At 59.8% G+C, this 26,778-nt stretch carries 31 protein-coding genes; 6 read left to right on the top strand and 25 right to left on the bottom strand.

Annotated features, from left to right (window positions below):
- Positions 1-36: 36 nt before the first annotated feature.
- The 3 genes from IPZ49_RS09410 to IPZ49_RS09400 form a co-directional block, all read right to left on the bottom strand.
- On the bottom strand, positions 37-699 hold the full coding sequence (locus tag IPZ49_RS09410) for an HAD family hydrolase (protein WP_022649697.1): 663 nt from the start codon (positions 697-699) through the stop codon (positions 37-39).
- A 106-nt stretch (positions 700-805) separates the two neighbouring features.
- Positions 806-1,600, bottom strand: coding sequence for an SDR family NAD(P)-dependent oxidoreductase (locus tag IPZ49_RS09405; RefSeq protein ID WP_022649696.1), 795 nt, complete (start codon positions 1,598-1,600; stop codon positions 806-808).
- Between the two features lie 32 nt (positions 1,601-1,632).
- Positions 1,633-2,514, bottom strand: a complete 882-nt coding sequence (locus tag IPZ49_RS09400; RefSeq protein ID WP_023298821.1) for a LysR family transcriptional regulator — start codon at positions 2,512-2,514, stop codon at positions 1,633-1,635.
- A 99-nt stretch (positions 2,515-2,613) separates the two neighbouring features.
- Here IPZ49_RS09400 and IPZ49_RS09395 point away from each other — a divergent pair, with 99 nt between their 5' ends.
- Complete coding sequence (locus tag IPZ49_RS09395) at positions 2,614-3,120, top strand: phenolic acid decarboxylase (protein WP_063146807.1); 507 nt, start codon at positions 2,614-2,616, stop codon at positions 3,118-3,120.
- Between the two features lie 59 nt (positions 3,121-3,179).
- Here the strand turns inward: IPZ49_RS09395 and acpT are convergent, their stop codons facing one another.
- The 20 genes from acpT to IPZ49_RS09295 all read right to left on the bottom strand — a co-directional run bounded on the left by acpT (position 3,180) and on the right by IPZ49_RS09295 (position 19,831).
- Complete coding sequence (gene acpT, locus IPZ49_RS09390; RefSeq protein WP_022649693.1) at positions 3,180-3,773, bottom strand: 4'-phosphopantetheinyl transferase AcpT; 594 nt, start codon at positions 3,771-3,773, stop codon at positions 3,180-3,182.
- A gap of 2 nt (positions 3,774-3,775) precedes the next feature.
- Positions 3,776-5,005, bottom strand: a complete 1,230-nt coding sequence (locus tag IPZ49_RS09385; protein ID WP_063146806.1) for a beta-ketoacyl-ACP synthase — start codon at positions 5,003-5,005, stop codon at positions 3,776-3,778.
- Entirely contained in the window at positions 5,002-5,733 is a 732-nt protein-coding gene (locus IPZ49_RS09380) for a 3-ketoacyl-ACP reductase FabG2 (RefSeq protein ID WP_032626847.1), read from the bottom strand. The genes IPZ49_RS09385 and IPZ49_RS09380 overlap by 4 nt, the downstream gene beginning before the upstream one ends.
- Complete coding sequence (locus IPZ49_RS09375; RefSeq protein WP_022649690.1) at positions 5,727-6,200, bottom strand: dehydratase; 474 nt, start codon at positions 6,198-6,200, stop codon at positions 5,727-5,729. The genes IPZ49_RS09380 and IPZ49_RS09375 overlap by 7 nt, the downstream gene beginning before the upstream one ends.
- Positions 6,200-7,366 carry a beta-ketoacyl-[acyl-carrier-protein] synthase family protein gene (locus tag IPZ49_RS09370; RefSeq protein WP_063146805.1) on the bottom strand — a complete coding sequence of 389 codons (1,167 nt, stop codon included), beginning with the start codon at positions 7,364-7,366 and terminating at the stop codon, positions 6,200-6,202. Before IPZ49_RS09370 ends, IPZ49_RS09375 begins: the two co-directional genes overlap by 1 nt.
- Before the next feature lies 1 nt (position 7,367).
- Positions 7,368-7,946 (bottom strand): DUF3261 domain-containing protein, encoded by a 579-nt coding sequence (locus tag IPZ49_RS09365; protein WP_063146804.1) that lies wholly within the window; start codon positions 7,944-7,946, stop codon positions 7,368-7,370.
- Positions 7,943-10,264, bottom strand: coding sequence for an MMPL family transporter (locus IPZ49_RS09360; protein ID WP_063146803.1), 2,322 nt, complete (start codon positions 10,262-10,264; stop codon positions 7,943-7,945). Before IPZ49_RS09360 ends, IPZ49_RS09365 begins: the two co-directional genes overlap by 4 nt.
- Entirely contained in the window at positions 10,233-10,838 is a 606-nt protein-coding gene (locus tag IPZ49_RS09355; protein WP_023307141.1) for an outer membrane lipoprotein carrier protein LolA, read from the bottom strand. Before IPZ49_RS09355 ends, IPZ49_RS09360 begins: the two co-directional genes overlap by 32 nt.
- A complete protein-coding gene (locus IPZ49_RS09350; protein WP_006812302.1) occupies positions 10,835-11,257 on the bottom strand; it encodes a thioesterase family protein in 423 nt (140 codons plus the stop codon). Before IPZ49_RS09350 ends, IPZ49_RS09355 begins: the two co-directional genes overlap by 4 nt.
- A gap of 3 nt (positions 11,258-11,260) precedes the next feature.
- Positions 11,261-12,952, bottom strand: coding sequence for a glycosyltransferase (locus IPZ49_RS09345; protein ID WP_022649684.1), 1,692 nt, complete (start codon positions 12,950-12,952; stop codon positions 11,261-11,263).
- Positions 12,943-13,293, bottom strand: a complete 351-nt coding sequence (locus tag IPZ49_RS09340; protein WP_022649683.1) for a (3R)-hydroxymyristoyl-ACP dehydratase — start codon at positions 13,291-13,293, stop codon at positions 12,943-12,945. The genes IPZ49_RS09345 and IPZ49_RS09340 overlap by 10 nt, the downstream gene beginning before the upstream one ends.
- Positions 13,280-14,626: an AMP-binding protein gene (locus tag IPZ49_RS09335; RefSeq protein WP_063146802.1), complete on the bottom strand. Its 1,347-nt coding sequence runs from the start codon at positions 14,624-14,626 to the stop codon at positions 13,280-13,282. The genes IPZ49_RS09340 and IPZ49_RS09335 overlap by 14 nt, the downstream gene beginning before the upstream one ends.
- Positions 14,619-15,218 (bottom strand): hypothetical protein, encoded by a 600-nt coding sequence (locus IPZ49_RS09330; RefSeq protein WP_058645921.1) that lies wholly within the window; start codon positions 15,216-15,218, stop codon positions 14,619-14,621. Before IPZ49_RS09330 ends, IPZ49_RS09335 begins: the two co-directional genes overlap by 8 nt.
- Positions 15,190-15,441: an acyl carrier protein gene (locus IPZ49_RS09325; RefSeq protein WP_003861262.1), complete on the bottom strand. Its 252-nt coding sequence runs from the start codon at positions 15,439-15,441 to the stop codon at positions 15,190-15,192. The genes IPZ49_RS09330 and IPZ49_RS09325 overlap by 29 nt, the downstream gene beginning before the upstream one ends.
- Before the next feature lie 11 nt (positions 15,442-15,452).
- Entirely contained in the window at positions 15,453-15,710 is a 258-nt protein-coding gene (locus tag IPZ49_RS09320) for a phosphopantetheine-binding protein (RefSeq protein WP_003861263.1), read from the bottom strand.
- Positions 15,691-16,506 carry a 1-acyl-sn-glycerol-3-phosphate acyltransferase gene (locus tag IPZ49_RS09315; RefSeq protein ID WP_058677289.1) on the bottom strand — a complete coding sequence of 272 codons (816 nt, stop codon included), beginning with the start codon at positions 16,504-16,506 and terminating at the stop codon, positions 15,691-15,693. Before IPZ49_RS09315 ends, IPZ49_RS09320 begins: the two co-directional genes overlap by 20 nt.
- Positions 16,503-17,225 (bottom strand): beta-ketoacyl synthase chain length factor, encoded by a 723-nt coding sequence (locus IPZ49_RS09310; RefSeq protein WP_023307137.1) that lies wholly within the window; start codon positions 17,223-17,225, stop codon positions 16,503-16,505. The genes IPZ49_RS09315 and IPZ49_RS09310 overlap by 4 nt, the downstream gene beginning before the upstream one ends.
- A gap of 125 nt (positions 17,226-17,350) precedes the next feature.
- Positions 17,351-18,400 carry an AI-2E family transporter gene (locus IPZ49_RS09305; protein WP_003861270.1) on the bottom strand — a complete coding sequence of 350 codons (1,050 nt, stop codon included), beginning with the start codon at positions 18,398-18,400 and terminating at the stop codon, positions 17,351-17,353.
- A gap of 135 nt (positions 18,401-18,535) precedes the next feature.
- On the bottom strand, positions 18,536-19,093 hold the full coding sequence (locus IPZ49_RS09300; RefSeq protein ID WP_022649677.1) for a DcrB family lipoprotein: 558 nt from the start codon (positions 19,091-19,093) through the stop codon (positions 18,536-18,538).
- A gap of 72 nt (positions 19,094-19,165) precedes the next feature.
- Entirely contained in the window at positions 19,166-19,831 is a 666-nt protein-coding gene (locus IPZ49_RS09295) for a 7-cyano-7-deazaguanine/7-aminomethyl-7-deazaguanine transporter (protein ID WP_022649676.1), read from the bottom strand.
- 169 nt (positions 19,832-20,000) lie between these two features.
- On the opposite strand from IPZ49_RS09295, the gene tusA reads away from it, so the two are divergent.
- The 4 genes from tusA to IPZ49_RS09275 all read left to right on the top strand — a co-directional run bounded on the left by tusA (position 20,001) and on the right by IPZ49_RS09275 (position 23,268).
- A complete protein-coding gene (gene tusA, locus IPZ49_RS09290; RefSeq protein ID WP_000130627.1) occupies positions 20,001-20,243 on the top strand; it encodes a sulfurtransferase TusA in 243 nt (80 codons plus the stop codon).
- A gap of 234 nt (positions 20,244-20,477) precedes the next feature.
- A complete protein-coding gene (locus IPZ49_RS09285; RefSeq protein WP_063146801.1) occupies positions 20,478-21,449 on the top strand; it encodes a TRAP transporter substrate-binding protein in 972 nt (323 codons plus the stop codon).
- A 12-nt stretch (positions 21,450-21,461) separates the two neighbouring features.
- Positions 21,462-21,971 (top strand): TRAP transporter small permease, encoded by a 510-nt coding sequence (locus tag IPZ49_RS09280; protein WP_063146800.1) that lies wholly within the window; start codon positions 21,462-21,464, stop codon positions 21,969-21,971.
- Positions 21,972-21,981: 10 nt separating this feature from the next.
- The gene (locus IPZ49_RS09275; protein WP_022649674.1) at positions 21,982-23,268 is read left to right on the top strand and encodes a TRAP transporter large permease; all 1,287 of its coding nucleotides are present in this window, start codon (positions 21,982-21,984) and stop codon (positions 23,266-23,268) included.
- A gap of 89 nt (positions 23,269-23,357) precedes the next feature.
- Here the strand turns inward: IPZ49_RS09275 and zntA are convergent, their stop codons facing one another.
- Together zntA and IPZ49_RS09265 are read right to left on the bottom strand one after the other, a co-directional pair.
- Positions 23,358-25,529 carry a Zn(II)/Cd(II)/Pb(II) translocating P-type ATPase ZntA gene (gene zntA, locus IPZ49_RS09270; RefSeq protein WP_063146799.1) on the bottom strand — a complete coding sequence of 724 codons (2,172 nt, stop codon included), beginning with the start codon at positions 25,527-25,529 and terminating at the stop codon, positions 23,358-23,360.
- Positions 25,530-25,605: 76 nt separating this feature from the next.
- Positions 25,606-26,232 (bottom strand): lysoplasmalogenase, encoded by a 627-nt coding sequence (locus tag IPZ49_RS09265; protein ID WP_022649672.1) that lies wholly within the window; start codon positions 26,230-26,232, stop codon positions 25,606-25,608.
- Between the two features lie 129 nt (positions 26,233-26,361).
- Between IPZ49_RS09265 and IPZ49_RS09260 the strand changes: the two genes are divergently transcribed.
- Positions 26,362-26,721 (top strand): DUF2500 domain-containing protein, encoded by a 360-nt coding sequence (locus tag IPZ49_RS09260; protein WP_022649671.1) that lies wholly within the window; start codon positions 26,362-26,364, stop codon positions 26,719-26,721.
- Positions 26,722-26,778: the final 57 nt, after the last annotated feature.

Below are 26,778 nucleotides of genomic sequence, written 5' to 3'. Positions count from 1 at the left end.
GTGGGAGAGGGCCGGGGTGAGGGCACCGGGCCGCACCTAACCCTTAATTGGTGAGTTTCGGCGCTTGCGCGGATGATGGAAATGGCGCCAGTGCGGATCCTGCGCCGCCGCCAGCAGCTCGTGGTCGCCACGTGTGTCGCCCCAGGCGCGCAGGTGATATGCGTTCAGATCGCCATACACCTTTTCCAGCCTCGCCACTTTCTGCGCGCAGCGGCAGTTGTTACCGGTGATCCGCCCGGTCAGCTTGCCGTCTTTCACTTCCAGTTGCGTGCCAATCAGCTTAATGCCGAGCTTATCGGCCCACGGCTGCAATACCAGCGCCGGGGAGGCGGAGCAAATCGTCACTTCCGCACCGGAATTAACTTCGTTGGCGACAGCCATGACCCCTTCCGGGCGCATCAGCTTGTTCCAGTATTTTTCACAGAAGGCCTCTGCCTGCTGACGTAACCAGTGCTCATCCACCCCCGTCAGGAAGGTTTTGATCAACACCTCTTTCAGCTCATCACGCGTCAGCTTGCGACGCACGCAGTGCAGCGTGGGCAGGGCCATGCGCACCAGGCGACCCGCAAAGTAGCGCTTGCCAAAGGCAAAGCGCAGGAACGGAATAAAACTGTCGTGGTGCGTCAACGTACCATCAAAGTCAAAGACAGAGAGCACGCTGGACTTCGCCACGGCTTCGTCGGCAATCATATTGGTCATAAATACGTCTTAGCTGAAATACACATTCTGTTCACTAGTTTACCTGCTTTACCTTCACAGTCCTTCTATCCGATCTCATTTTTTCTCGAACCTGTGGGCTGACGGGTCAAACTATGTCATCCACCACGCCACCGTCAACGCGCAGCGCCGCGCCGGAAGTCGCGGAGGCCTGCATGGAACAGACATACACCACCATATTCGCCACTTCTTCTACCGTTGCGGCGCGCTGAATAACCGAGCTGGGGCGATTCTCCATCACGAACGCTTTCGCCAGCTGCTCCAGCGATTTGCCGGTTCTCTCCATCTCGTCTTTCATCATTGCGGCAAAACCGTCCGACATTGTCGGGCCCGGCAGCACGCTGTTCACCGTGACGCCGCTGCCTGCCACGAACTTCGCCAGACCGCGCGCCAGCGAGAGCTGGGCGGTTTTTGTCACGCCATAGTGGATCATATCCGCAGGAATATTGCAGGCCGATTCTGACGAGATAAACACTACCCGACCCCAGCCTTTTTGTACCATACCGGGCAGCAGGGCACGGGAGAGGCGCACGCCGGACATCACGTTGGTTTGCCAGTAGCGTTCCCAGGTCTCGTCGTCGGTGGAATAAAAATCCTGCTGGCCATAGATCCCGGCGTTATTCACCAGAATATCGACGTGCGTGGCGACCCTGAGCAGTTCGTCAACGCCCTCCTGCGAGCTCAGGTCGGCGATGGCGGCACGGACCTGTACGCCTGGCACCACCTGCTGGAGCGCCTGAATGCCTTTGTTCACCGAGTCGACGCTGCGCCCGTTGACGATCACTTCCGCACCGCTCTCCGCCAGTCCGCGGGCGATGGCAAACCCAATACCGCCGGTGGACGCGGTCACCAGCGCTACTTTCCCCGTTAAATCGATTTTCATCGTTCACTCCTTGTCGTTTTATGGTTCAAAACTTAAAGCGTAGCAGTTGACGATGACGGCTCCTGTTTAAAAAGGCGCAACAGCGTCTCAACCTGCTCGTCCAGCGGGCTGAGGGAGCGTTTAACGATGAGGTGCAGCGGCGTGGCGCGTCGAACGCCGTGGCTGAGGGGCAGGATTTTGAGGATGCCCTGCTGGAGCGGGGTCTGAATGCGTTCTTCCGGTAACCAGCCATATCCAACCTGATACATCACTGCTTCGATCGCGGCATCGATGGTGGAGAATGTCCACGACTCCCCGGTGGGGCGAACGGTGGGCTGGCTGTCTGCGATCTGAATGCGCGGCCACGGTCGTAGCATCTCGTCGTTAAGCGGTGTATCCAGCGCAAACAGCGGGTGCGCGTGATGCGCTACGGCAACAAAATCGATATTCATCAGCCATTCCCCCAGGCCGGTAATGTCCTGGCGGCGGGTTAAGACCATCACGTCGGCCTCATCATTGAGCGCATCTGCGCGGCTGTTTTCCAGCACCTCGGTAAGCCGCACCTGCGTTTGCGGGTACAGCTGCTGAAACTGGCGCAAAATCGCGAACAGCCGACTGCGTGGAAAAATACTGTCTACCATCAGGTCGATACGGGTTCGCATCCCGCTGCGCAGGGTTGCAGCGCGCGTTTCAACGTAGGCGAAGGCTTTCAGCAGCGGTTTAACCTGATTCAGCAACAGCTCACCCGCCGGGGTCAGCACGGCACGGCGTCCCTCTGTCATCAGGAGCGCTACGCCCAGCCGCTCCTGCAAAAGCGACAGGTTATAGCTGACCGAGGACTGGCTGCGATGGGTCTCTTCCGCCGCCTTAGCGAAGCTGCCAGCCTCGATGACTCTTTCCAGCAAGGCCCACTGTTCGAGCGTCGTCTTGTGCATGATTAATCTAAATTTTGGATGAATTTGATTCAAACATAGCGTTATTCATTCATTTTTTGAAGGGGTACGATCGTCTCATCAAAACAAAGGAGACATCTTATGAGCACCTTCGATAAACATGATTTAAGCGGCTTCGTCGGCAAACATCTGGTATATACCTACGACAATGGCTGGAACTACGAAATTTACGTTAAAAACGAGAACACGCTCGACTACCGTATTCACAGCGGTCTGGTGGGCAATCGTTGGGTGAAAGATCAGCAGGCCTACATTGTCCGCGTCGGGGAAAGCATCTATAAAATTTCCTGGACGGAGCCAACCGGTACCGACGTGAGCCTGATTGTGAACCTGGGCGATCGCCTGTTCCACGGCACCATCTTCTTCCCACGCTGGGTCATGAATAATCCGGAAAAAACCGTCTGCTTCCAGAATGATCACATTCCGCTGATGAACAGCTACCGTGATGCCGGGCCAGCGTATCCAACCGAAGTGATTGATGAATTTGCGACGATTACTTTTGTACGCGACTGCGGTGCGAATGACGATAGCGTTATTGCGTATGCTGCCAGCGAGTTGCCAAAAAACTTTCCTGATAATTTAAAATAAGCTTAGCAACGCATTAAATGTACAACGGCCATTTCGGTTTTAACCCGAATGGCCGTTTTTTATGCTGCAGAAATACCGGAGTAAGTCACCGATTCCGCCGTTAAGGTGAAAGGCGTAGGAGTACAGACCGCCAGGCTCAGCGAGCCGAAGCGCAGCTGGCTGACCGGGAGCGACTGGGCGGTGCTGTCAATGCTGACAATCTGCCACGCGCTGCCGCCACGCTGTTTGACGATCGCCTCTTTGCGCGTCCAGATGCGCCAGAATGCGGAAAGCTGCTCTTCCGGCGCTTCACGCTCCAGCTCGTCATGCTCGGTGAGGCTGAAAACGGCATTCGCCAGCGCCTGCCAGTTCTCCCGCGGGCGGATCACTTCGATATCGCAGCCAACCTCGCCTTCATCGCTTATCAGCATGGCAATGTCGTCCCCGCTGTGGCTCAGGTTAAACCACAGCGGATGGCCGTTAGCGAAGGCCGGTTTTCCCTGCTCGCCGTAGATTATCTCGGGAAGTGGTGAGGGGGATAAAGTTCTGGCGAGCAGCGTCCGGCCTGCAAGCCAGGAAGCGTATCGCGCACCCTGAGGTGCCATGTCTGCGAGCGTTGACGCCAGCGGGTCCGCGCTAAGGGTGGAGATCTTTCCCAGTACAAACTGGTACATAGTTACGCCCAGCGTTTAATGATTATCGAGGTATTAATGCCGCCAAAGGCAAAGTTATTGCTCTGAATAAATTCGCAATCAATCGGGCGGGTTTCCCCCATAATATAATCTAAAGCGCCGCATTGCTCATCCGGTTGTCTTAAATTGAGCGTCGGCGTGAACCAGCCCTCCCGCATCATATGCAGACTCAGCAAGGCTTCCAGCGCGCCGCAGGCACCCAGGGTATGGCCGAAATAGCTCTTTAAGGATGAGATGGGCACGCTGTCGCCGAAAATAGCGGCGGTCGCCTGACTCTCGGCGATATCCCCGCGATCGGTTGCCGTGCCGTGGGCAGAAATGTAGCCAATGTCCTGAGGGCTAAGGCCCGCCATCGCCAGCGACTGCTCCATACACACCTGCATGGTTTCACGCTGGGGCTGGGTGATGTGCGCCGCATCGCAGTTGGTGGCAAAGCCCACGATCTCACCATAGATTGTCGCCCCGCGTGCTCTGGCGTGATCCAGCGCTTCCAGCACCAGCGTGCCCGCCCCTTCGCCAATCACCAGGCCATCGCGCTGAACGTCAAACGGCGACGGCGTGGTTTTAGGCGCGTCGTTACGCTGGCTGGTGGCAAACAGGGTATCGAAAACCGCCGCTTCCGACGGGCACAGCTCTTCCGCGCCGCCTGCCACCATCACGGTCTGGTAGCCGTGACGAATCGCTTCCCAGGCGTAGCCAATCGCCTGGCTGCCAGAAGTACAGGCGCTTGAGGTGGGGATCACCCGTCCGCGCAGGCCAAAGAACAGTCCGGTATTCACCGCCGTGGTGTGCGGCATCATCTGCACGTAGGTGGTGCCGGTGATGTTGTGGGTGTGCTTTTCGGTGAGCATGGAGGCAAACTCGCTGACCGGTCCGGTGCTGCCCGTCGACGAGCCGTAGGCGATGCCGGTCTGACCGTTGGTCAGTACCGCGTCGTCGATCAGGCCCGCCTGCTCCAGCGCCAGCTCGGTGGCGCGGGTTGAGAGCAGCGACACGCGGCCCATGGCGCGAATGCGCTTACGGGTATAGTGAGCGGGCAGAGTGAAATCTTCAATCGGCGCGGCGAGCAGGGTTTGCAGGCCGTGATACGCCTGCCACTCCGTCATGGTACGTACCGCATTTTCATACTCGCGCAGACGGCGCGAGATGGTCGGCCAGTCCTCGCCGAATGCGGTGATGCCGCCCATGCCCGTAATCACTACCCGGCGGGTCATAGCATGCCTCCGTTGATCGATATCACCTGTCGCGTCACATAGCCTGCTTTATCCGACATCAGGTAGCTCGCCAGCCCGGCCACTTCCTCGGCCTGGCCCATACGCTGCATCGGGATCATCGACATCGCCGCGTTCAGCGCGGCTTCATCCATCTCGATCATACCGGTATCAATCAGCCCCGGCGCGATGCAGTTGACGGTGATTTTGCGTTTTGCCAGCTCGGTGGCGAGCGCTTTGGTGGCGCCGATGATCCCGGCTTTCGCCGCGCTGTAGTTCACCTGCCCACGGTTGCCCATAATGCCTGACACCGACGACAGGGTGATGATCCGCCCGCCCTTGCGGGTGCCGATCATCGGCATAATGCAGGGATGAATGACGTTATAAAAACTGTCGAGATTAGTGTGGATCACGCTGTCCCAGTCATCGTCGCTGAGCGCCGGAAATGCGCCGTCGCGGGTAATACCGGCGTTACTGACCACGCCATACCACGCGCCGTGGTCAGCGATCGCCTGTTCCAGCACCGTACGGCACTGCTCGCGGTTGCCCACGTCAAAGGTGAGTAAACGGCCCGCGCCGCCTGCCTGGACAATCGCCTCCAGCGTCTCCTGCGCGCCCGCTTCATCACGATGGTAATGCACGCCGACGGTGAAACCGTCCGCCGCAAGCTGAAGGGCGATAGCGCGGCCAATGCCTTTGCTGGCGCCGGTGACCAGTACGGATCTCATGATGGTGTTCCCTGGTTAAAAAGTGTGGTTAATTCTTCCTCGCTCGGCTGGAAGGTGTTTACGCGGCCCGTGGCGAGGGAAATATTATCCGCATGAATGGTGCACTCGAAGCTGCCAAAGCGCTCATCCTGCATCAGACGTTCGATGGTGATGATCAGCGTGCTGCCTGCGGCAAAATGCCCTGCGTCGCACACCAGCTCGCGCGCGCCCAGCACCATACCCAGCGCACAGTGCGGCAGCCCTTTTTGCATCCGGTGCCATTCAGACCAGACGCCCACGGTCTGAGCCATCAGCTCCAGCGCAAACCAGCCGGGCAGGTTGCCGCCTGCGTCCAGAAACGGCGCCAGAACGCCCCGTTCGTTCACCGTCACGTTGCAAATGGCGCGGTCATCGGTGACGCTTTCCACGCTCTCAAGCAGCAGCATCGGCGTGTCGTGAGGAAGATAATCCCCGGGTGGTAAGTAGCGCATCATACTCTCCCCAGCAGAAGGCTGGCGTTGTTGCCGCCAAACGCGAAGGAGTTTGACAGGATCACCGCTTTTTTCAGCGGTGCGCTCTGGTGCAGTAGGCCGAAGGCGGGCAGGGTGTCGTCCGGCGCGTAGCGGGAAAAATCCTGCGGCGGCAGCGGCAGGTCTCGGGTCAGGATCAGCCAGCTCAGGGCGGCCTCGGTGATCCCGGCGGCACCCAGCGTGTGGCCGGTAAGATGTTTCGTGGAGCTGCACGGCACGCGGTCGCCAAAGAGATCGTGGATCACCTGCGCCTCAATGCGATCGTTCAGCGGCGTGGCGGTGCCGTGCAGGTTGATATAACCGACGTCCGCCGCCGTCATGCCCGCCTCGTTCAGCGCCTGGGTGATGGCGCGGATCGCCCCTTCGCCCTGCGGATGTGGGGCGGAAATATGGTACGCATCGCTGGATTCCCCCGCGCCCAGGAGCACAATCTCGCCCGGCTCGCGGGTCAGTACCATCAGTGCTGCCGCTTCGCCAATGGTGATCCCCCGACGGTTGCGGCCAAACGGTTCGCACAGGGTCGGGGAGAAGGATTCCAGGCTGTTGAAGCCGTTGACCGGCATTCGGCTCAGGCTGTCGGCCCCGCCGACGATGGCGACGTCCACCAGACCGGCGTCGATCAGGCGACGGCCGCTGATGATCGCCCGTGCGCTGGAGGAGCAGGCGGTCGAGATGGTATACGCCGGGCCGTCCAGCGCAAGCCAGCTGGCGAGAAAGCGCGACGGATCGCCCAGCTCCTGCTGCGGATATTGCCACTGCGGGCTGCGCTCGCCGTTCTGCGCGCGGCGCACGTACTCATCACCCTCGTCCAGTCCGGAGGTGCTGGTGCCCAGCACCACCGCCACGCGGTCGCGCCCCACGCGCGCAATGGCCGCATCGACGGCGGGCCGGATTTGCGCCAGCGCCGCCAGCAGCAGCTGGTTGTTGCGACTTCGATGCGCAGAAAAAGACCCGGGAACAGGGGGAAGATCACCCTCCACCCCGCCCAGCACGGCCTCGGGTAAGCCCTGTAGCCAGCCCGCACGCTGGCGCATCCCGGGGGCCACGCCAGCGTTCAGGTTTGCCGCTATTTCATCAGCCGAGTTGCCGAGCGCGTTGACCATGCCAACGGCAGAAAGGTAAATCATCTCAGTCACCCAGATATTGAATGGTGATGTGGTAGTGAAAAGCGTGCTGCACAATGCTAATCGGTTCGCGCCTGCCGTTACGGTTCAGGTAGGCAATTTCCGTGACCAGCTTGCCATCGGGGTTGCGCAGTTCGCGTCTGGTGTCAGTATCGTTCAGCGTCCAGCCTTTCGGCAACTGCGGCTGCCAGGCGCTGAGGGGCCAGTGGCTGAGCATCACGTCGGCCAGCACCTGGCTGGCTGGCGGCAACTGCGGCATCACAACCGTCTGCTCGGTGTGGATCCCGGTGTCGTCGTAGGTGGCGAGGAACAGGCGGATCCCGACGGAGGAGAGGCCGGCAAGCGTCACTTTATCGCCATCGGCGTTCAGCATCACCAGCAGCGACTGGGTCTGGCCTTTAAAACTGCCGGTAAGCAACTGCTGCGCGCGGATGGCAGGCGTGATGCCCGGCGGTGGCAGCGTGACGCGGGTGCCGGGCTGGAGCCAGGCCTGAGGGCGCGCGTCATCGCGGTTCGTCGTATGGCTACACCCCGCCAGCAACAGGGTCATCATCACTGCCGCCAGGCGAATGAAACGGGTCATGGTAAGTTCTCTTTGTTAGTCGGCATCGCCAGCGGGGCGAGCAGGAACGCGGTGAAGATACCGCTCACCAGCACAATGCCAAAGCTGCTGATGGCCTGAGTGGTGCTGAACACCAGCATTCCCAGCGTCAGCAGGGTGGTCATCATGGCGAGGGTAATCGCCAGCATGGAGGTCAGCGGCGTGCCGCGCGGGTTGCTGAAAAACAGCGTGTAGTTGATGCCAATGCCGAGGACCAGCACCAGCGCCAGCAGGGAAAACAGGTTCACCGGATGGCCCGTCACGGCCAGCGCCGCCAGCCCGCCGCCCAGCGACAGCACGGACGGCACCAGCGCCACCAGCCCTTTTCGCCAGCCGAGGCGCACCACCGCGCCGCAGGCAATCACCGCCAGCGCCACGCCCAGCAGCCCCGTCAGCAGCGCGCGGTAGAGTGCAAACAGGCTGTCGAAGCTGGCCTTACGGTCAACCCAGACGACTCCGGGATGGCGGGCGGCCAGCTCACCGAGCGCAGCGCTGTTTCTGACGCCATCGACCGGGACCAGCACACCGCTTTTGCCGTCCGGCAGCGTCAGCCACAGCAAACGCCAGCCCTCGCTGGCCGGGCTGGCGAGCCACGCCTCCACGCTGACAGGCATGGCGTTCAGATTCGGGGCGACGGCATTCAGCCCCGTGCTTTGCAGCATTTTCGTCACCGTCGGCGCGGTGTTACGCAGAAGTTGCAGATCGCTGTTCTGCCGCGCCAGCGAGTTCAGCGGCAGGGTGCGCCAGCGGGTTAATTCTCCGGCTTTTTGCGCCTGCGCCAGCGCCGGGGTAAACGCCTCCAGCCGCTCCAGCGTTTCCTGAGCCGACGCGCCATACACTACGAACCACTTCTGATCGACATTTTGCCCGGTCAGGGCGGTGATAGTTTTTTCCTGCGCCAGAATGTCCTGCGGCAGCGCCTGAAGCCGGGCGATATCGTCATCCACCCGCAGGCTGGCGATCCCGATGGCGGAGAGCAGCGCCAGTGCTACCGGCAGCCCGAAGGAGAGGGCTTTGCTGTCGCGCCAGGCGTTCAGCCAGCGCTGCATCATCCCTCTCAGGGGGATCGGGCGAACCGGCATGCCACGGCACAACCACGGGTGCCAGAAAATCACCGTCAGGCACGAGGCGCTCAGCCCTGCGGCGGCGAACACCGCCATCTGACGAATGCCGGGGAAGGGGGCCAACATCATGAAGAGATACGCCACGACGGTGGTCAGCAGCGCCAGTAGCAGCGCGTTACGCACTTTTGCCAGGCTTTGCCAGGGCGAGTGTTCCGCGCCGTGCACCATCCGCTCCGTGAGGTAGTAAATCGTATAGTCCGCCGAGATGCCGATGATGCTCATGCTCATCACCAGCGTCATCAGGTGCAGCTCACCGAACAGCAGGAGCGTCACGACCGTCCCCGCCAGCGCGCCGATGGCAATGGAGAGCAGACTCAGCAGCAGCGGACGCACGGAGCGAAACACCGACACAATCAGCAGGATCACCCCAAGCACCGTGGCGACGCCGAGCGTGGAAATATCTTTTTTAGCCTGCTGGCTGGCGTAATCGCTGTAGAACACCGTCCCGCGCGACAGCAGCTGCGCCTGTGGATATTGGCTTTTCAGCGTCTGCTGCATCGCGTTGAGGGTGGTCACCAGCTGGTGGGTTTGCTGCATGTCAAACGAAGAGCCTGCCAGCTCGCCGTGCAGCAGATACCAGTAGTTCCCGGCCGCATCTTTTGTCACCAGCCAGCCGTCCATCAGCTGCATCTTCTGGCTGTTCTTCGCCAGCGCGAGCTGCGCGCCGCGCATCAGCATCAGCGGATCGTTTTGCAGCTCCTTGCCGCTCACGCCGGAAAAGGCGGAGTAGAGCTGGGACAGGATCCACTGAGCCTGCGCTTCACCGCCGTTTTGCAGGCGGGCGCGGGTGGCCGGATCGACCAGGCCATTGCGGTGCTGCCAGAAGAAATCTCCCCAGGCCTGTTGCCCGGCGGCATCCAGCGGACCTTTTACGACACTCAGCGCCTGGCTGCGTTGCAGCAGGGTTAACCACTGCTGCGCCACGCGCGGGTCCGGCTGTTTACCGGGGCTGACCAGCCAGATGAGCTGGCGGTCGAGGCGCTGCATAAATCCGTCGTTGAGGGCGGGAGGGATCGCGCCGAGCGTCTGTTTCGGCAGCATGGCGAGCACGCTGCTGTTCAGCCGCGCGCCGGGCAGCAGCGACAGCAGCACGCCCAGCAGGATCAGGCATACCGCGGCCCACAGCAGCGCCGGGCGCAGAGCGTTACGGTGCGGCAAAGCGCTGGCGTTCTGCATCGGTCAGGCGGGCGGGCGTAAGTTGGTGGCGGGAGAGGGCGATATCCGTCGTGTCGCCCTGCTTATCGTTCAGGCGAATGGATTCCAGATAGATCGCGCCCTTCAAATCAAGGGTGGCGAAAATCTTGTCCAGCGGCGTGGTAACGGGCGTCAGCACCAGCGACCAGCGGCCTTCGCCCAGGTCTTTGAAATCGATGCGGAAGTTCTCTTCCAGCACCTTGCGGTCGGCCTGGAACAGCGCCCGCAGCAGATGGTTGAACTGGAACATCTGCGGGTTAGTGTCGGCGGTAATGGTCTGCGGCGGCTGACCGTTGACGATTTGCACCATCCTTTTGTCATCCAGCAGCAGCGTCATCGGGAACGGCGCTTTTTGATCCCACAGCAGGCCATTGTCACGGGCGATCAGCATCTCCCCCTGCGAGCGCAGGGGCTGAGGCATGTCCTTGATCGTGCGGGTCTGTTCGAAGTGCGCGCGCACCACCGGTTGCTCCGCAAACCGCTGTTGCAGTTCATCCAGCGTGACCGCGTTCACCAGCGGGCTTACCAGCAGCGCGAGTAGCGTTATCCACTTCATGGCGCGATCCCCATGCGTTCGAACAGAATGGCCGGGCTGACAAAGCACATCTCCCGGCTTGCTTCCTCCACGGCCACCTGAATGGTGTAGCCGGTGGTGGTGCGTTTCCCGGTTTGCGCGTCGAAGATTTGATAGGCGATGCGCAGACGGTTTTCAACCTCTTCAATGTGGGCGCGGACGCGAATGCGCTGCTCGAAGGTCACCGCGTCGCGGTATTTCACCCGCGTATCCACCACCGGCCAGACGTAGCCGGACGCTTTCATCTGGCGATAGCCGTAATCAAACTGGTTGAGCAGCGCTTCGCGGGCAATCTCAAAATAGCGGAAATAGTTGCCGTGCCACACCACGCCCATCATATCGACGTCGTGGAACGGAACGGTGATTTCAACTTCAGCCGTAAAGCGGGGATCGGTCAGCACCCTTTACTCCTTCTCGTTGACCTCTGGCAGCTGCCAGAAATCGAAAAAATTAAACCAGTCGAGCGGCGACAAGAGCGCGTAATGCTCCAGCCGCTGCGCATAGCGATCGACGGTCTGCTGTAGCGCCTGCTGGCGTTCGCCGCGCGGCAGCAGCAGCGGGTCGGCAAACGGCTCGCAGTGCAGGGTCAGTTTTCCCTGCTGGCAGAGGGCAAAAATCAGCACCACCGGGCAGCGCAATAGGGACGCCAGAATAAACGGCCCCTGCGGGAACGGTGCGGGTTGGCCCATAAATTCGCTCCATATCACCCGCCAGCTGCCGCCGCGCTGCGGGGTGACGGCGATCCGATCGCCCACGATCGCCACCCATTCGCCGCGATCCAGCTTCTCTTTAATGAGGATGGCGGTCTCCGGGCCAATGTCGGTGACCGGCATCAGGTGAATGCCCGCCTGCGGCGCCATCTCCTCCATCACCTGTTTAAAACGCTGAGCATTGTCGCTAAAGACCAGCGCGTTGATGGTTTTCGCCCCTTCGCGCTGGGCCAGCGCCCGGCAGGCTTCCACATCGCCAAGATGCGACGCGAGCAGCAGTTTGCCCTGAGGATCGTCAAGACCCAGCGCCTCCTGCGCGCCTGGCGCAAAGACCAGATCGCGATGAAGCTTCATTTCGCCGCGCCAGCTGGCCACTTTGTTCAGCATGGCATGACCGAAGCGCAGGAAGTGGGAAAAACTGTTAAGCCGTACGGGTTGCGGCATTTGCCGCTGTGCCATCACCGTTTTAACCCGCGTCAGCCACTGCTGCGACGCCTGACGCGCAGCGCGGGCGGTCAGCCAGTAGACGGCCGTAACCGGCCACAGCAGGATGGTAAACGCCTTTCGCCCCAGCAACTGCCAGACGCGCAGCATCAGGCGCATGCCCCATAATCCTTTCACCTCCTGCTGCTGCGCCCAGTGCTGCGAGCGGCGACGCATCAGCAGGGAAGGAATGCGCGGCAGCATGCCGAGAAACAGACGGGTATGCATCAACGAGATGCGCACGTTGTCTTTCAGGGCATCGAAATGGGATACCCCGTCCGGCGGATAGGTCACGCGGGTGGGCAGAAAATAGCTCGTGTTGCCCTGCCAGTAGAGGCGCACCATCACTTCAGTATCAAAATCCATCCGCCTGCCGAGCGGCGTGCCCGCCGCCAGGCGCATTACCGGCGCTATCGGGTAAACGCGAAACCCGCACATGCTGTCTTTCAGTTGCAGGGAGAGGGTTTCAATCCAGACCCAGACGTGCGTTATCCAGCGCCCGTACAGGCGCGAACGGGGGATCGAGTCATCATAAACGGGCTGACCGGAAATGAGCGCATCGGGATGGCGTTCGGCCAGCGCCAGCAGTTTGGGGATGTCTTCAATAGCGTGCTGGCCGTCAGCGTCCACCTGAACGGCGTGGGTGAAGCCGCGATCGGCACAGGCTTTCAGCCCCTGCATCACCGCCGCGCCTTTGCCGCTGTTTTCGGCGAGGCGCAGCAGCGTGACCTGCGGACGATCCGCCGCCAGCGCTTCAAGCGTGCGGCGCGTGGTTTCATCACTGCCGTCGTCCACCACCAGACAGGGCAGATCGAAAGGCGCCAGGCGCGCCAGCACCGAAGCCATCATCGCCCCGTGGTTGTAGCACGGGATCAGGACGCAGGGACGGAAGGTTACTGACATAAGCGAATCTTCCCGCTGCTGGCGGTGTGACGCTCGTTACCCGCATGGCGCTGGTAGCTAAAGGTCAGCATCTGACGTTCGGGCTGCCAGGCAAGGAGCAGCGTGACCGTGTTCTCCGGCAACAGCGGGGCGGCGAACTTTACGTTCTGAATACTGTGAAAACGGTAGCCCGGCGCCAGCGCGGCGGCGTAATGCATCACCCGGTCGAGCTGGGCTACGCCCGGCAGCAGCGGCTGTACGGCGAAATGTCCCTTAAACCAGAGCAGGTCAGGATCAAGATAAAGGGTTATCTCCAGATACCCGGGGCCAGGCTCGCGGCGTTCGATTTCAGGGATTTTCATGAAACAACTCCTGTAGCTGCGCAGTTACGCGCTTGTTCATGCTGTTGACCGGAATTTCATCAACGATCCGCCAGTAGCGCGGCACGGCAACCGGTTCAAGCCAGGGGCGAAGGGCGCGACGCCAGGCGAGCTCCTGCGCTTTTTTGCTCTGTTCGTGTTGCTGACGCACCGCTTTATTCAGCACCAGCAATACGCCAATACCCTGACGCCCGCCGCGCGTCACCGTCAGCGCGGCGGCTTCGCGGATGCCGTCCAGCGCCAGCAGGCGGCGCTCAATGTCATCGAGCGAAATGCGCTTATCTTCAATTTTGACCACCCGACCGCGGCGCCCGACGAGGCTGAACTGCCCGTCAGCCGTGAAGTGCAGGATATCATCCAGCAGGACCCCCTCCGCCTCGGGGATCAGCGGCGACGTCACGCGATCGCCGTGAAACGTCACGCCGGGGAAAGGCTGCCAGCGGATGCTTTCCTCCTGACGGTAGCGCCAGGCCATAACCCCCGTTTCTGTGCTGCCGTATATTTCATCCGGCCAGACGTTGAGCCAGGCCTGAACCGCAGCGACCTCCTGCCAGGGCAGCGCGCCGCCAGCGGAGACGAGCAGGTTGACGGGGGGCGGCGTCAGTGACGCGTCCAGCCGCTTGAGAAACGCCGGACTGCTGATGAAAAGATAGCGTTTATCGTCGGGAAGGGCAGAGAGCTGCTCGGCATAGTTGAGCAGGCTGGCGTGCAGCGGCAGGCCGAGCGCCATGGGTAAGACGACACGAAACGTCAGGCCATACAGGTGGTGCAGCACCACGGAAGCGACGACGTGACAGCCTGCCAGACGAACGCCAAAATGTTCCGCCAGCAGACGAGCCTCACGATCCAGGCTGACCACCGGCTTACTCACCCGCTGCGGCGTGCCGGTCGAGCCGGAGGTGTAAAGCTCGATCGTGCGCATCTCATCGATGGCAGGCAGCGGTGAAAAGGGATGGCCTGCCCGCTGAGCGGAAGCCACCCGCATCTGTCGCCCCTGAAAATCGAGCGTGGTGTCGCTCAGGACGCCGCTGAACAGCGCCCGCTGTTCGTTAAGCTGCGCCGCCCGGCTGTGCCCAGGGAGGACCGGCGTTTTACCCGCATGCAGCGTCGCCAGCAGCGCGACAATAAACAGATAGCCGTTTTCGATGCACAGCGCCCAGCGCTCGCCTTCTTCATCACGCAGCGTGTCGACCAACTGAGTGACGTCGTGGCGCAGATCGCCAAGCGTCCAGAGATGGTTGTCCTGCCAGGCGACAGGGGTGTCGTCAGGGCGGGGGGCACTGAGCCACTGGCTAAGCGGGAGAGGGTTAAGCATCGTTTTTCATCACCCGTTGTCGCACCAGCCACTCGCCGGCCATCAGCGTGCCCATCAGGAGATAGGCAATCATCCCGTTCCACAGCGTCCACAGACGGATATCAGCGTGTAATACGGTAAACAGCGCGATCGCCCCGTTAATAATAAAAAAGCCGCACCAGACCTGGGTAACCCGGCGCGTGTAACGTACCCCGACGGGGGAGAGATCCGGTTCACGCAGGCGCGCCAGCCGTTCAACGACAGGCATTGCCGTCCACAGCGAACCGCCAAACACCGCCAGCATCACCAGATTCACCACCACCGGATAAAACAGCACCCACTGGTGCGCGTGCAGGACGTAGCTCGCCGCGCAAAGCGCTATGCCAGCCAGCGCCACGCTCACGAAAAGATAACGCAGGGGACCGCCCTGCCGACGGGCCTGGCAGACGCGTAACAGCAGCACCAGCGCCATCACGGGCAGTATCCCGTGCAGGCTATTATTCGCCAGCCCGAAGCCGATCAAAAACGGCCATGCCAGCAGCATCAGCCCCGTCAGGGCGGGAAGAACTGGAATCGAACGCACGTTACGCGTCGCGCTGAAGCTGTTCCACAACGTCCACGACGTCCTGCACCGTGCGCACCGCTTTGAAGGTTTCGGGCTTGATTTTATGGCCCGTTTTCTTTTGCAGGTGCACTACCATATCGACGGCATCAATGCTGTCGAGATCCAGATCCTCGTAAAGCCGTGCCTCAGGGGTAATATCCTCCGGGGCGATTTCAAACAGCGTAATAAGAAGCGCAGAGACTTCCTGATAAATCGTTTGTTGTTCTGTCATAGCGGTCATTCTCAGGCGCGTTGTTGATGAATAAAAGCCGCGAGCGTGGCAACGGAATAGAAGTGCTGACGCATCTCGTCACTTTCGGCAGAAAGCACTACGCCGTACTGATTTTTTACCGCCAGCCCCAGCTCAAGGGCGTCGATTGAGTCCAGACCGAGGCCGTCGCCAAAGAGCGCGGCGTCTGTATCAATATCCTCTGGGGTAAGTTCTTCCAGATTCAGCGTAGAGATAATGAGATTCTTAATTTCAAGATAGAGCGCTTGCATCTTTCGTTCCTGACAAAGATTGAAGACCGGTTGTTAACTGATGCTGCATATGCCGGTTTAACTGCCTTGCTGCCAGCGCGGGTTCGTGCTGACTCGCATCATAAAAATCATGAATGTTGATGCGTTCGCGAACATCCACGGTGAAAACAGGTTTGTTGGGGGGCACGTTATACCAGTTGCTCTGTTTATCCAGCATCCGTTCGCTACAGTGGATCACCACCACGCGCACGGCGCTGTTGCAGCGAACGGCGATATTCGCCGCCCCACGCTGCAGGGTAATGGCTTCCCCCACCCGGGTGCGGGTGCCTTCGGGGAAGATAAGCAGGGTGTCGCCCTGGGCCAGACGCTGCTGGCTTGCGGCAAGCAGCGTGTCGGCTTCGCTGTTAATCAGATAGTCCGCCGCGCGGATCACGCCGCTGACGAACGGGTTACGCAGCAACGCGCTTTTCACCAGACAGTCGGTTTCGTTCATCACCGACGCCAGCAGAACGTAGTCCAGCAGCGAGGGATGGTTCGCAATCACCAGACAGCCCCGCTCGGCGCGCAAAACGTCCAGGTTGTTGAAACGGTAATCCAGTACCCCTACACCGCGTACCACCGCGAGGAACAGGCGGAAACTGGCAGAAATAGTGCGGCGTGCCAGGCGGCGACGTTGGGTGCGGTCACGCTGGAAAATCAGCAGCAGGTTAAACCACACCAGCGACAGCGTCAGCCCGCCGAGGCCGAACAGGGCGAAGCACAATCCGGTCATCAGCATGCGCCATACCCGATCGAGGCGGGAACGTAACCCTCTCATTGGCGCGTCCATTGCCACAGCAGGCGCTCGCCCGGCAGGGTAAACTGGCGCTCGTCCCGCAGGTAATGGCGCAGGAACTGCAGGCTTTGCGGCAGCGCGGGCTCTTCAGGCCTGCGGTTGGCGTGCGTTTCACAGCTGAGCGTATTTCCGGCCTCAATTACCAGCGCCAGCGCGTAGGGCCAGACGGGCATCTGCGGCGGCAGCCCGGCGTGATAAAACTCCGGCAGCAGACCGTCGAAATCTACCAGCAACACGCGTGAGTAGCCCGCATGTAGCAGACTCAGCACCTCGCATAAGCTCTGCTGGAAGGTATCCATACCGGCGGAAACCGACGAAGAGACAACAGGCTGACGCGCGGCGATAGTGAGATTGCCGACCGCCGAGTTGTGTACCGACATGGCAAAATCGGTGGGGGAAACGGGCTGATCTGCCGCCAGGGCCTGGAGAATACGAAAATTGCGTTCCAGCTCCCCGTGACGGCTGCTGTAGACGACGGCGTCGATGCGGTGTTTGCGCAGCATCATCAGGCCAAGATCGACGGCCAGCTTGCTGCCTGAATTCAGGCGGCGGGCGGTCATCATCGGCAGATCGGTCAGTTTCGCCAGCGGTGCATCAGGATCGATGGCGTCAGACCGGCGTGACCATGCCTGCCATTCGTCGGCATCGCTGAGTCCTGGCGCTCTTGCCTGCCAGTCGATAAGGGTAAGTGTAAATTTCATCTACGCGCGTCCGCGATAAACCTGTTTCTGTGACTTTTTCTTCGCCAGCGCGATTTGCTGCGCACATCGTACAATGTTGTCGTCGCGCTGGCGAATAAACGTCACTTTTAACCCTTTCCACCCGGTTATCCCGGCAAACGGCTTTTTGGCCGACCCGGACCCAGCAGAATGGCGAGTTTACTGCCTCCTTTCGTGGTTTCCATCCAGATTTTACAGACGCTGGTGAGCGGCACGGAGAGCAGCATGCCCACCGGTCCCAGCAGCCATCCCCAGATCAGTAACGATAAAAACACCACCATCGTCGACATGCCCAGACGGTGACCCATCATGCGCGGTTCGAGAATATTGCCCAGCACCATATGCACGACGAGGAACAGCGCCCCTACCAGCATGCACTCATAAAAACCGTTAAACAGGAACGCCTGGATCATCGGCGGAACGGCAGAAAGCACCGCGCCGATATTGGGCACGTAGTTCAGTAAAAACGCCAGCACGCCCCACATCAGCGCGAACTGCACGTCCAGCAGCACCAGCCCCAGCCAGACGATCACGCCGGTCCACAGGCTTAACAGCGTTTTCAGCGCCAGATATTTGGACACACCCTTCAGCGCGCGATGCAAGCCGGCAATGTGGATCTGCGGATTGTTCAGGGCAAAACGCAGCTTATACGGCACGTGGCGCACTTCGAACAGCATAAACACCACCGTCATCACCAGCAGCAGAATGCTGGCCATTGCCCCGGAAAGCCCGGTCATCAACGTGGTGGCGTAGGTCATCACCTTCTCGGAATCCATCCGGCGCAGCATCCGTTCCGGTGAGATATGCAGATTAACGAACGGCAACATGCGCTGGAGATCGACCAGCTTGCGCGTCAGCTCTTTATTGTACTGCGGCAGCATGGTGGAAAATTCGCTCAGCGAGGCGGCGAGCACGCCGAACAGCGCCGTCAGGACAACCAGCATTACCATCACCACAATGGTAATCGCGACCGGGCGGCTGATGCCCCGGCGTAAAAACCACGTCACCAGCGGGTTGAGGACGATGGCGAAAAACAGCGCCAGCAGAAGCTGAACAATGATATCCGCCGCCGCATGGATACCCGCAAGGATAACCACCAGGCAGGCGAGTTTTAATAAAATATGAAGTCCGGCTTTGTCGGGCGGGCTGGCAGTCATAAGAATTCCTTTTTCCGGGGGGCTTGCTAATTGTAGTGCGCCGGATTCGCTTCGTCTGGAGCGTTAGTCTTAAAGTCATGGAAAAAAAATGGCCCCCGGCGCAAGCGACGGAGGCCACGTCATCCTGGTGAACGATTACTGGATCACGAGGGTGTTAATGATGTTTTCAGCGGTTGCCTGCGCTTTTTGCTGATTATCTGCAGGCAGAGTGATCTGCATGGTCAGCAGTTTATTATCTACCTTGCCGAGAACCACGGAGGAGTAAGCGGTCTGGCCTTTGGCGGAGATGATGCTGTCCAGCTGTTGCAGCGTGTGGCCTTTCAGCTCGATAGACTTATTGGTCACCACCTGAAGCTGCGGGTCGCGGCTGCGCTGCTGATCTTCCAGACGTTTGGACAGCACACCCAGATCTTCGCTGGTATCGTCACCGACAATCACAATGACTGCTTTTTGCCCGGTGGCATCGGAGTAGACGTGCATGTTGTTCGCCTGGGTGCCCAGCTTACCGCTCTGATCGGTCATGTCCGCGGGCAGAGAGAAACTGAGTTTGCCATCCATCAGGCTCACCGGCTGACCGGTGGCGTTGCTTTCTGCTGACGCGCCCTGAGCAGGCGTTTTGGTGTCGCTGTTATCACAAGCTGCAAGGCCAACAACCAGCAGGCCAATCCCGACATATTTAACCAGATTGCGCATTGACTTCTTCCTTTCGATAAACGGCCATAGCGGCTCATTCGTTCATCTTATCACAACTGATAAAGCGAACCCTTAACCTGCCTGCAATGCGGAGATTTCAGATTTATCTGCCAGTCTTTTCAGCAGCATATTCAACAGCACGCCGTACATCGGCAGGAAGAAGACCAGGCTGATTAGCACCTTAAAGGCGTAGTCCACCAGAGCGATTTCCATCCAGTGTTCTGCCATGAAGGCGTCCGGGCTGCGCCAGAAGGCAATGAAGAAGAAGGCCAGCGTATCGCTCACGTTACCGAACAGCGTGGAAGCCGTTGGTGCCATCCACCAGCGATGGTTCTGACGCAGGCGGTTAAACACGTGGACATCGAGGATCTGCCCCAGGGCATAGGCCATAAAGCTGGCGGCGGCAATACGCGCGACGAACAGGTTGAAATGCGTCAGGGCTTCGAAGCCCTGCCAGCTTCCCATGTAAAACAGCGAGGAGATGGCGTAGGAGACAAACAGTGCCGGGATCATCACCGCAAAAATAATCCGCCGCGCCAGCGGTGCGCCAAAAATACGCACGGTTAAATCCGTCGCAAGGAAAATAAACGGGAAACTGAACGCGCCCCAGGTGGTATGGAAACCAAAAATGGAGATGGGGAGCTGTACCAGATAGTTACTGGAGATGATCACCAGCAGATGAAATAGCGAAAGCCAGAACAACGCCTTGACGCGCTGCGATTGTGTAAAGGAGTTCATATTGTACCTTTTTGATTAATATTTGGGGTGAGGGAACCCAATAAAGCCGCCGCATGATACTGCTTTGACGACACTTTGCAATGGCTAATTTTCACGCAATCGTTAACCTGGTTTGCATTGGCGATAGCGGGGCGTAAACTACAGCCGTTTTTACCTGAAAGAGAAGAACATGACCGACCTGTTTTCCAGCCCAGACCACACGCTTGATGCTCAGGGCCTCCGTTGCCCGGAGCCGGTAATGATGGTGCGTAAGACCGTCCGTAACATGCAGAGCGGCGAAACGCTGCTGATCGTCGCCGATGACCCGGCCACTACCCGCGATATTCCCGGTTTTTGTACCTTTATGGAACATGAACTGGTAGCGCAGCAAACCGAGACCTTGCCGTACCGGTATTTGATTCGTAAGGGGTAAGTGCGGCCTGATGCCCGGCGGCGCTTCGCTTGCACGGGCCTACGGGTGTAGTAGGTCGGGTAAGGCGCAGCCGCCACCCGACAAGCACCCATCACAATTTCGAACCATCGTTTCAAAATTTCGCGCTTTTTGTGAGGCGCTTCACCCTCCTTTTTCCAGCCGTAGTCTAATTTTTAAACGTCAAAAACTAAAACATCGTTTTAACGCTTATTTCACTACCCTGGAGTTGACTCAATGAAAACGACCCTCAAGCCGTTACTGGCTGCTCTGTGCCTGTCTGCTTTTGCCTGCACCGTTTCTGCCCAGACCATCAAAGCCGCCGATGTGCATCCTGAAGGCTACCCGAACGTGGTGGCGGTTCAGCAGATGGGTGAAAAACTCAAACAACAAACCGATGGCAAGCTGGAGATTAAGGTCTTCCCCGGCGGCGTGCTGGGGGATGAAAAGCAGATGATTGAGCAGGCGCAGATGGGGGCGATAGACATGATCCGCGTCTCTATGGCGCCGGTTGCCGCCATCCTGCCGGATATCGAAGTGTTTACGCTGCCCTACGTATTCCGCGATGAAGACCACATGCACAAGGTGATCGACGGGGATATCGGCAAGCAGATTGGCGACAAGCTGACCGCCAACCCGAAATCGCGCCTGGTCTTCCTCGGCTGGATGGATTCCGGCACCCGCAACCTGATCACCAAAGCGCCGATCGTTAAACCGGAAGACCTGAAAGGGAAGAAGATCCGCGTTCAGGGTAGCCCGGTGGCGCTGGCCACGCTGAAAGCGATGGGGGCGAACTCGGTGGCGATGGGCGTCAGCGAGGTTTACAGCGGCATGCAGACCGGGGTGATCGATGGCGCGGAGAACAACCCGCCAACCTTTATCGCCCACAACTACATGCCGATCGCCAAAAACTACACGCTGAGCGGCCACTTTATCACTCCGGAAATGCTGCTCTACTCCAAAGTGAAATGGGACAAGCTCAGCGCTGACGAACAGCAAAAGATCCTGACGCTGGCCCGCGAAGCGCAGTTCGAGCAGCGCAAGCTGTGGAATGCGTATAACGACCAGGCGCTGGCAAAAATGAAGGCTGGCGGCGTGAAGTTCCACGATATCGACAAAACGGTGTTCATCAAAGCCACTGAGCCGGTGCGCGCGCAGTATGGCGACAAGCATCAGGATCTGATGAAAGCCATCGCTGACGTTCAGTAATCCGGAGTACGTATGTCCGAACTCTACCTGAAGTGGATGGATCGTCTGTACCTGCTCGCCATGGCGGTGGCGGGTCTCTCGCTGCTGGTGATGACGATTGTCATCCCCATCGGCATCTTCTCACGCTACGTGCTTAATCGCGGCGAATCCTGGCCGGAGCCGATCGCCATTATCTGCATGGTGACGTTTACCTTTATCAGCGCGGCGGTGAGCTATCGCGCCGGGTCGCATATCGCGGTCAACATGCTCACCGACCGCCTGCCCGCGTCGCTGCAAAGAGTATGCGCGCGAGTGGTGGATCTGCTGATGCTGCTCATCTCCGGCCTGATGTGCTGGTACAGCTACTGGCTGTGCGTCGAGCTGTGGGAGCAGCCGGTGGCGGAGTTTCCGCTCCTGACCTCCGGCGAAAGCTATCTGCCTCTGCCTGTCGGGTCGGCCATTTTGATCCTGTTTGTGCTTGAACGCCTGCTGTTTGGCTCGCAGGAAAACCGTCCGGTCGTGCTGATCGGCAATCACAGTTAAGGGGTGAACAATGGATGCTTTTGTTTTGTTATTCACCCTCGCCATTTTGCTGGCGCTGGGGATGCCGGTGGCCTTCGCCGTCGGCTTAAGCGCCGTGGCGGGCGCGCTGTGGATTGACCTGCCGCTGGAGGCGCTGATGATCCAGATCACCAGCGGGGTCAATAAATTTACCCTGCTGGCAATCCCGTTCTTCATTCTTGCCGGGGCGATCATGGCGGAAGGGGGCATTGCCCGACGGCTGGTGAATTTCGCCTACGTGTTCGTCGGCTTTATCCGCGGTGGGCTGTCGCTGGTGAACATTGTCGCCTCGACGTTCTTCGGCGCGATTTCCGGCTCGTCGGTGGCGGATACGGCGTCTATCGGCAGCGTGATGATCCCGGAGATGGAGAAGAAGGGTTATCCGCGCGAATACGCGGCGGCGGTGACGGCCAGCGGGTCGGTGCAGGCGATTCTGATCCCGCCCAGCCACAACTCGGTGATTTACTCCCTGGCGGCGGGGGGAACGGTCTCCATCGCCACGCTGTTTATCGCGGGCGTGCTGCCGGGCCTGCTGCTGGGCGTGAGCCTGATGGTGCTCTGCCTGTGCTTCGCCCGCAAGCGCGGCTACCCGAAGGGGGACAAAATCCCGTTCAGGCAGGCGCTGAAAATTATGCTCGATGCCCTGTGGGGGCTGATGACGGTGGTGATTATCCTCGGCGGGATCTTGTCCGGGATATTCACGGCGACCGAATCTGCCGCCGTGGCCTGCCTGTGGGCGTTTTTCGTCACCATGTTTATCTACCGCGACTATAAATGGAGCGAACTGCCGAAGCTGATGTGCCGCACGGTGAAAACCGTCACCATCGTGATGATTTTAATCGGCTTTGCCGCGGCGTTTGGGGCGGTGATGACCTACATGCAACTGCCGATGCGCATCACCGAATTCTTCACATCGCTCTCCGATAACAAGTACGTGATCCTCATGTACCTCAACATCATGCTGCTGCTGATTGGCACGCTGATGGACATGGCGCCGATCATCCTGATCCTGACGCCGGTGCTGCTGCCGGTGACCAATGCACTGGGTATCGACCCGGTGCATTTTGGGATGATCATGATGGTTAACCTGGGGATTGGGCTGATCACGCCGCCGGTCGGGTCGGTGCTGTTTGTGGCGAGCGCGGTGAGTAAGCAGAAGATCGAACACGTGGTGCGGGCGATGCTGCCGTTTTACGGTATGTTGCTGGTCGTGCTGGGGATGGTGACGTACATTCCGGCGATTTCATTGTGGTTGCCGGGGCTGTTAGGGATGCAGTGACGCGTGCGGCCTGATGCCCTCACCCCGGCCCTCTCCCGCGGGGAGAGGGGGCAAACACGAGAAACGGCAACCCGGTTGCCGTTTCACTTTTACCTTTGACGCAACAACCGCAACGCGTTCGCCGTAACCAGCACCGTCGCCCCCGTATCCGCCAGTACCGCCAGCCACAGTCCGGTCATGCCGAGCAGCGTGGTGACCAGGAAAATCCCCTTCAGACCCAGCGCAATGGCGATGTTCTGCCGAATATTGGCGCGCGTTGCCCGCGCAAGTTCTATCATCTGCGCCAGCCCGGTCAGGCGGTTGTGCGTCAGCGCCGCGTCGGCGGTCTCCAGTGCCACGTCGGTGCCGCTGCCCATCGCAATGCCGATGCTGGAAGCTTTCATTGCCGGGGCATCGTTTATTCCGTCCCCGACCATCGCCAGCGGGGCGTTGCTGTTCAGCTCGGTTACCGCGCTGACTTTATCCGCAGGCAACAATCCGGCCTTAAACTCCAGCCCCAGCTCGCCTGCAATCGCCGCCGCCGCGCGCGGATTATCGCCGGTCAGGATCACGCCCTGTACTCCCAGCCTGTGTAGCGCGTCGACGGCGTCTTTCGCATCGTCACGCAGGGTGTCGCGCAGCGCCAGCATGCCCATCGACACACCGTCCTGCATCAAGGTAACGACCGTCTGCCCGGCCTGCTCCAGCGCCTCAACTTGTGGAGTAGAGCGCGCGTCCGCCGCGGCGATCAGCACTTTTTTGCCTTCGACCACAGCTTCAATCCCTGACCCGACCAGCGCTCGCTGGGCCGTTGCCGGAGGGATGTTCAGCCCGCGGCCCTTCGCTTCACGCACAATCGCCTGCGCCAGAGGGTGGGTGGAACCCTGCTCCACGGCAGCGGCCAGCGTCAGCAGGGCGTCTTCACTGATGTCCTGCGGATACACGCCGGTCACCTGCGGCCTGCCGACGGTCAGCGTGCCGGTTTTATCGAAGGCGATGTGCTGGACCTGACTCAGTTGCTCCAGCGCCGCGCCGCCCTTAATCAGCGCCCCGCGACGTGCCGCCGCCGCCAGCCCGGAGGTAATCGCCGCCGGGGTGGAGATCACCAGCGCACACGGACAGCCGATCAGCAGCAGCGTCAGCCCTTTGTAAATCCAGCCCTCCCACGGCGCGCCGAAGAACAGCGGCGGGACGACGGTGACCAGCAGCGCCACCAGCATGATGGCGGGGGTGTAAATCCGGCTGAAGCGATCGATAAAGCGTTCTACCGGCGCGCGGCGCTCCTCGGCCTCTTCAATCAGCCTGAGGATGCGGTCGATGGCGCTGTCGCCCGGTTCGGAAATGACCGTCAACTGCACCAGTCGGTCGACGCTGGTGGCGCCCGCAGGCACCTTTTCACCCGCCGCGCGCGCAACCGGGATGGATTCCCCGGTCAGGGCACTTTCGTCAAAACTTGCGGTGGCGGTAACGAGGGCCCCATCGGCTGGCAGACGTCCGCCTGCGGGCACTTCAATCACGTCACCCGGTCGCAGGGTGTTGATGGCGACCGTTTCACGCTGACCATCAATAACCCGCGTGGCGGTTTCCGGCTTTAGCGCCATCAGCGCGCTCACCCCTTTACGCGCCCGGCTCGCCGCCCAGCCCTCAAGGCGTTCGCCAATTAAGAACAGCAGCAGCACCATCGCCGCTTCCGCCGTCGCGCCAATAAACAGCGCCCCGATAGCCGCCACGCTCATCAGCGTTTCGATGGCAAACCAGCTGCCGCTTCTCATCAGACGCAGCGCCTGACGGGCAATCGGGAACAGGCCAACCAGCGTGGTGGCGATAAACGCCAGGTTGCCGAACGGGTGGTTGATCTGCTCCAGCCCCCAGCTCAGGGCCATCATGATGATGAGGGTGATAAGGGGCAGGTTTTCTTTTAGCGGGGACGTTTTTTCTGCGGGCGCCGTTTCGCTGCGCAGGGTATAACCCGCTTTGCTGACGGCGGCTTCAACCTGTCTGCTGACGTCGTTTTCGGCGCTGACCAGCAGCTTTTCGGTAGCGAACAGCACCTGAACGTGGCTCACGCCCGGCACCTGCTTCACCGCGTTTTCCACTTTGCGGGCGCAGGCCGCGCAGTCCATGCCGTTGACGACCCAGCTGTAGTGATTGCCGCTTTCAGGCAGCGTTTGAGTTTGCGTTTCGCATGCGCCCTCGCAGCAGCAGTCCTCTTTTGGCGGAACCGGGCTGAGCTTAAGTGCCGAGAATTGGGGAACTTTTTTAGGTATTTCTGGAGTCGACATGGCAGTCTCCGGTAATGATAATTTTCTCATTAACCGCAGCATACACTCTGGAGTCGACTCCAGAGTCAAGCGTTATTTAGATATACAGTGAACGCACAATCAGGAAGTGTCCGGCAAAGTAACAGGCGGCAGAAATCGCATTATCCGCACGGAAGCGGCGGCGATAGTGGCTGCCCAGCCAGACGATGTTACCCAACAACAACAGTGCGGCACCGAAGAACGCGGACATCGCAGGCGCTGTCGGACGGAAGAACCACAGCTCGCCCGCCAGCCACACCATCACCAGCGTCATGGCGATAAACGTACACACCGGCAGACGCATCTCTTCCAGACGCGACCAGATCACCGCGATCAGCAGGGCGCCAATCACCAGCAGCACCAGCGGCAGCGGCCAGAAGATGGAGAGCGTCATCTGGCTGGCAAAGTAGATGGTATAGAGCAGATGCGACAGGAAGAATGCCCCCACGGCGTACAGCAGACGCTGGCGCGGCAGCAGGGTTAAGGCATCGCCAATCAGGGACGCACACAGCCCCGCGAGGACAAGATAGCTGATGGCGTTAAACATCGGTGCCTGCCAGGCAAGCAACAGCAGGAGCAATAGCGTGACGGGTTTAAACAACCAGCGCTGCCAGGCTGGGCCACGGTAAGACGCATCGACGTAAAGCCATGCGGAAAAACAGACAGCGATAAATGACCAAAGCATATTAACTCCCTGTAACTGTTGAGGCTGAATGATCAGTTTCTGATCCAGTGTAGTGACGCGAGCGGGCGTTTGGCAATGCCGGGGCAGGCGAGGTATCCTGAATTCCGCATAATCTGATGGGATTTTTCAATGAGCAAGATGCCGCTGTTTTTTATTGTCGTGCTGGCGATTATCGTCATTGCCGCCTCGTTTCGCTTCGTGCAGCAGCGCCGTGAGAAGGCCGACAACGATGCCGCACCGCTGATGCAAAAGCGCGTGGTGGTGACGAACAAGCGCGAGAAACCGCTTAATGACCGCCGATCCCGCCAGCAGCAGGTGACGCCTGCGGGCACAACGATGCGCTATGAAGCGAGCTTTAAGCCGGAAACCGGCGGGCTGGAGATGACCTTCCGACTGGAGGCGCAGCAGTACCACCAGCTGACGGTGGGGGAGAAAGGCACGCTGAGCTACAAAGGGTCGCGGTTTGAAGGGTTTGAACCGGAGCAGTAATTTTCCCCTCACCCCGGCCCTCTCCCCGAAGGGGAGAGGGTGTAAGCGTCCCCTCTC

The sequence above is a fragment of the Enterobacter cloacae complex sp. S2 genome (genome assembly GCF_015159675.1).
GTDB classification, from domain to species: domain Bacteria; phylum Pseudomonadota; class Gammaproteobacteria; order Enterobacterales; family Enterobacteriaceae; genus Enterobacter; species Enterobacter intestinihominis.
Note: the sequence above shows the minus strand (reverse complement) of the source record. Positions and strands in the feature narration are given on the sequence as shown.

Bases quoted from the DNA above. Each gene is read 5' to 3' on its own strand.
- zntA (WP_063146799.1), bottom strand. From the start codon at position 25,529: ATGTCGACTCCAGAAATACCTAAAAAAGTTCCCCAATTCTCGGCACTT.
- IPZ49_RS09335 (WP_063146802.1), bottom strand. From the start codon at position 14,626: ATGCTTAACCCTCTCCCGCTTAGCCAGTGGCTCAGTGCCCCCCGCCCT.
- IPZ49_RS09405 (WP_022649696.1), bottom strand. From the start codon at position 1,600: ATGAAAATCGATTTAACGGGGAAAGTAGCGCTGGTGACCGCGTCCACC.
- IPZ49_RS09265 (WP_022649672.1), bottom strand. From the start codon at position 26,232: ATGCTTTGGTCATTTATCGCTGTCTGTTTTTCCGCATGGCTTTACGTC.
- IPZ49_RS09395 (WP_063146807.1), top strand. From the start codon at position 2,614: ATGAGCACCTTCGATAAACATGATTTAAGCGGCTTCGTCGGCAAACAT.
- IPZ49_RS09300 (WP_022649677.1), bottom strand. From the start codon at position 19,093: ATGCGCAATCTGGTTAAATATGTCGGGATTGGCCTGCTGGTTGTTGGC.
- IPZ49_RS09315 (WP_058677289.1), bottom strand. From the start codon at position 16,506: ATGAGAGGGTTACGTTCCCGCCTCGATCGGGTATGGCGCATGCTGATG.
- IPZ49_RS09345 (WP_022649684.1), bottom strand. From the start codon at position 12,952: ATGTCAGTAACCTTCCGTCCCTGCGTCCTGATCCCGTGCTACAACCAC.
- IPZ49_RS09375 (WP_022649690.1), bottom strand. From the start codon at position 6,200: ATGCGCTACTTACCACCCGGGGATTATCTTCCTCACGACACGCCGATG.
- IPZ49_RS09325 (WP_003861262.1), bottom strand. From the start codon at position 15,441: ATGACAGAACAACAAACGATTTATCAGGAAGTCTCTGCGCTTCTTATT.
- tusA (WP_000130627.1), top strand. From the start codon at position 20,001: ATGACCGACCTGTTTTCCAGCCCAGACCACACGCTTGATGCTCAGGGC.
- IPZ49_RS09385 (WP_063146806.1), bottom strand. From the start codon at position 5,005: ATGACCCGCCGGGTAGTGATTACGGGCATGGGCGGCATCACCGCATTC.
- IPZ49_RS09260 (WP_022649671.1), top strand. From the start codon at position 26,362: ATGAGCAAGATGCCGCTGTTTTTTATTGTCGTGCTGGCGATTATCGTC.
- IPZ49_RS09400 (WP_023298821.1), bottom strand. From the start codon at position 2,514: ATGCACAAGACGACGCTCGAACAGTGGGCCTTGCTGGAAAGAGTCATC.
- IPZ49_RS09320 (WP_003861263.1), bottom strand. From the start codon at position 15,710: ATGCAAGCGCTCTATCTTGAAATTAAGAATCTCATTATCTCTACGCTG.
- IPZ49_RS09305 (WP_003861270.1), bottom strand. From the start codon at position 18,400: ATGACTGCCAGCCCGCCCGACAAAGCCGGACTTCATATTTTATTAAAA.
- acpT (WP_022649693.1), bottom strand. From the start codon at position 3,773: ATGTACCAGTTTGTACTGGGAAAGATCTCCACCCTTAGCGCGGACCCG.
- IPZ49_RS09370 (WP_063146805.1), bottom strand. From the start codon at position 7,366: ATGATTTACCTTTCTGCCGTTGGCATGGTCAACGCGCTCGGCAACTCG.
- IPZ49_RS09285 (WP_063146801.1), top strand. From the start codon at position 20,478: ATGAAAACGACCCTCAAGCCGTTACTGGCTGCTCTGTGCCTGTCTGCT.
- IPZ49_RS09365 (WP_063146804.1), bottom strand. From the start codon at position 7,946: ATGACCCGTTTCATTCGCCTGGCGGCAGTGATGATGACCCTGTTGCTG.
- IPZ49_RS09280 (WP_063146800.1), top strand. From the start codon at position 21,462: ATGTCCGAACTCTACCTGAAGTGGATGGATCGTCTGTACCTGCTCGCC.
- IPZ49_RS09275 (WP_022649674.1), top strand. From the start codon at position 21,982: ATGGATGCTTTTGTTTTGTTATTCACCCTCGCCATTTTGCTGGCGCTG.
- IPZ49_RS09310 (WP_023307137.1), bottom strand. From the start codon at position 17,225: ATGAAATTTACACTTACCCTTATCGACTGGCAGGCAAGAGCGCCAGGA.
- IPZ49_RS09410 (WP_022649697.1), bottom strand. From the start codon at position 699: ATGACCAATATGATTGCCGACGAAGCCGTGGCGAAGTCCAGCGTGCTC.
- IPZ49_RS09340 (WP_022649683.1), bottom strand. From the start codon at position 13,293: ATGAAAATCCCTGAAATCGAACGCCGCGAGCCTGGCCCCGGGTATCTG.
- IPZ49_RS09295 (WP_022649676.1), bottom strand. From the start codon at position 19,831: ATGAACTCCTTTACACAATCGCAGCGCGTCAAGGCGTTGTTCTGGCTT.
- IPZ49_RS09360 (WP_063146803.1), bottom strand. From the start codon at position 10,264: ATGCAGAACGCCAGCGCTTTGCCGCACCGTAACGCTCTGCGCCCGGCG.
- IPZ49_RS09355 (WP_023307141.1), bottom strand. From the start codon at position 10,838: ATGAAGTGGATAACGCTACTCGCGCTGCTGGTAAGCCCGCTGGTGAAC.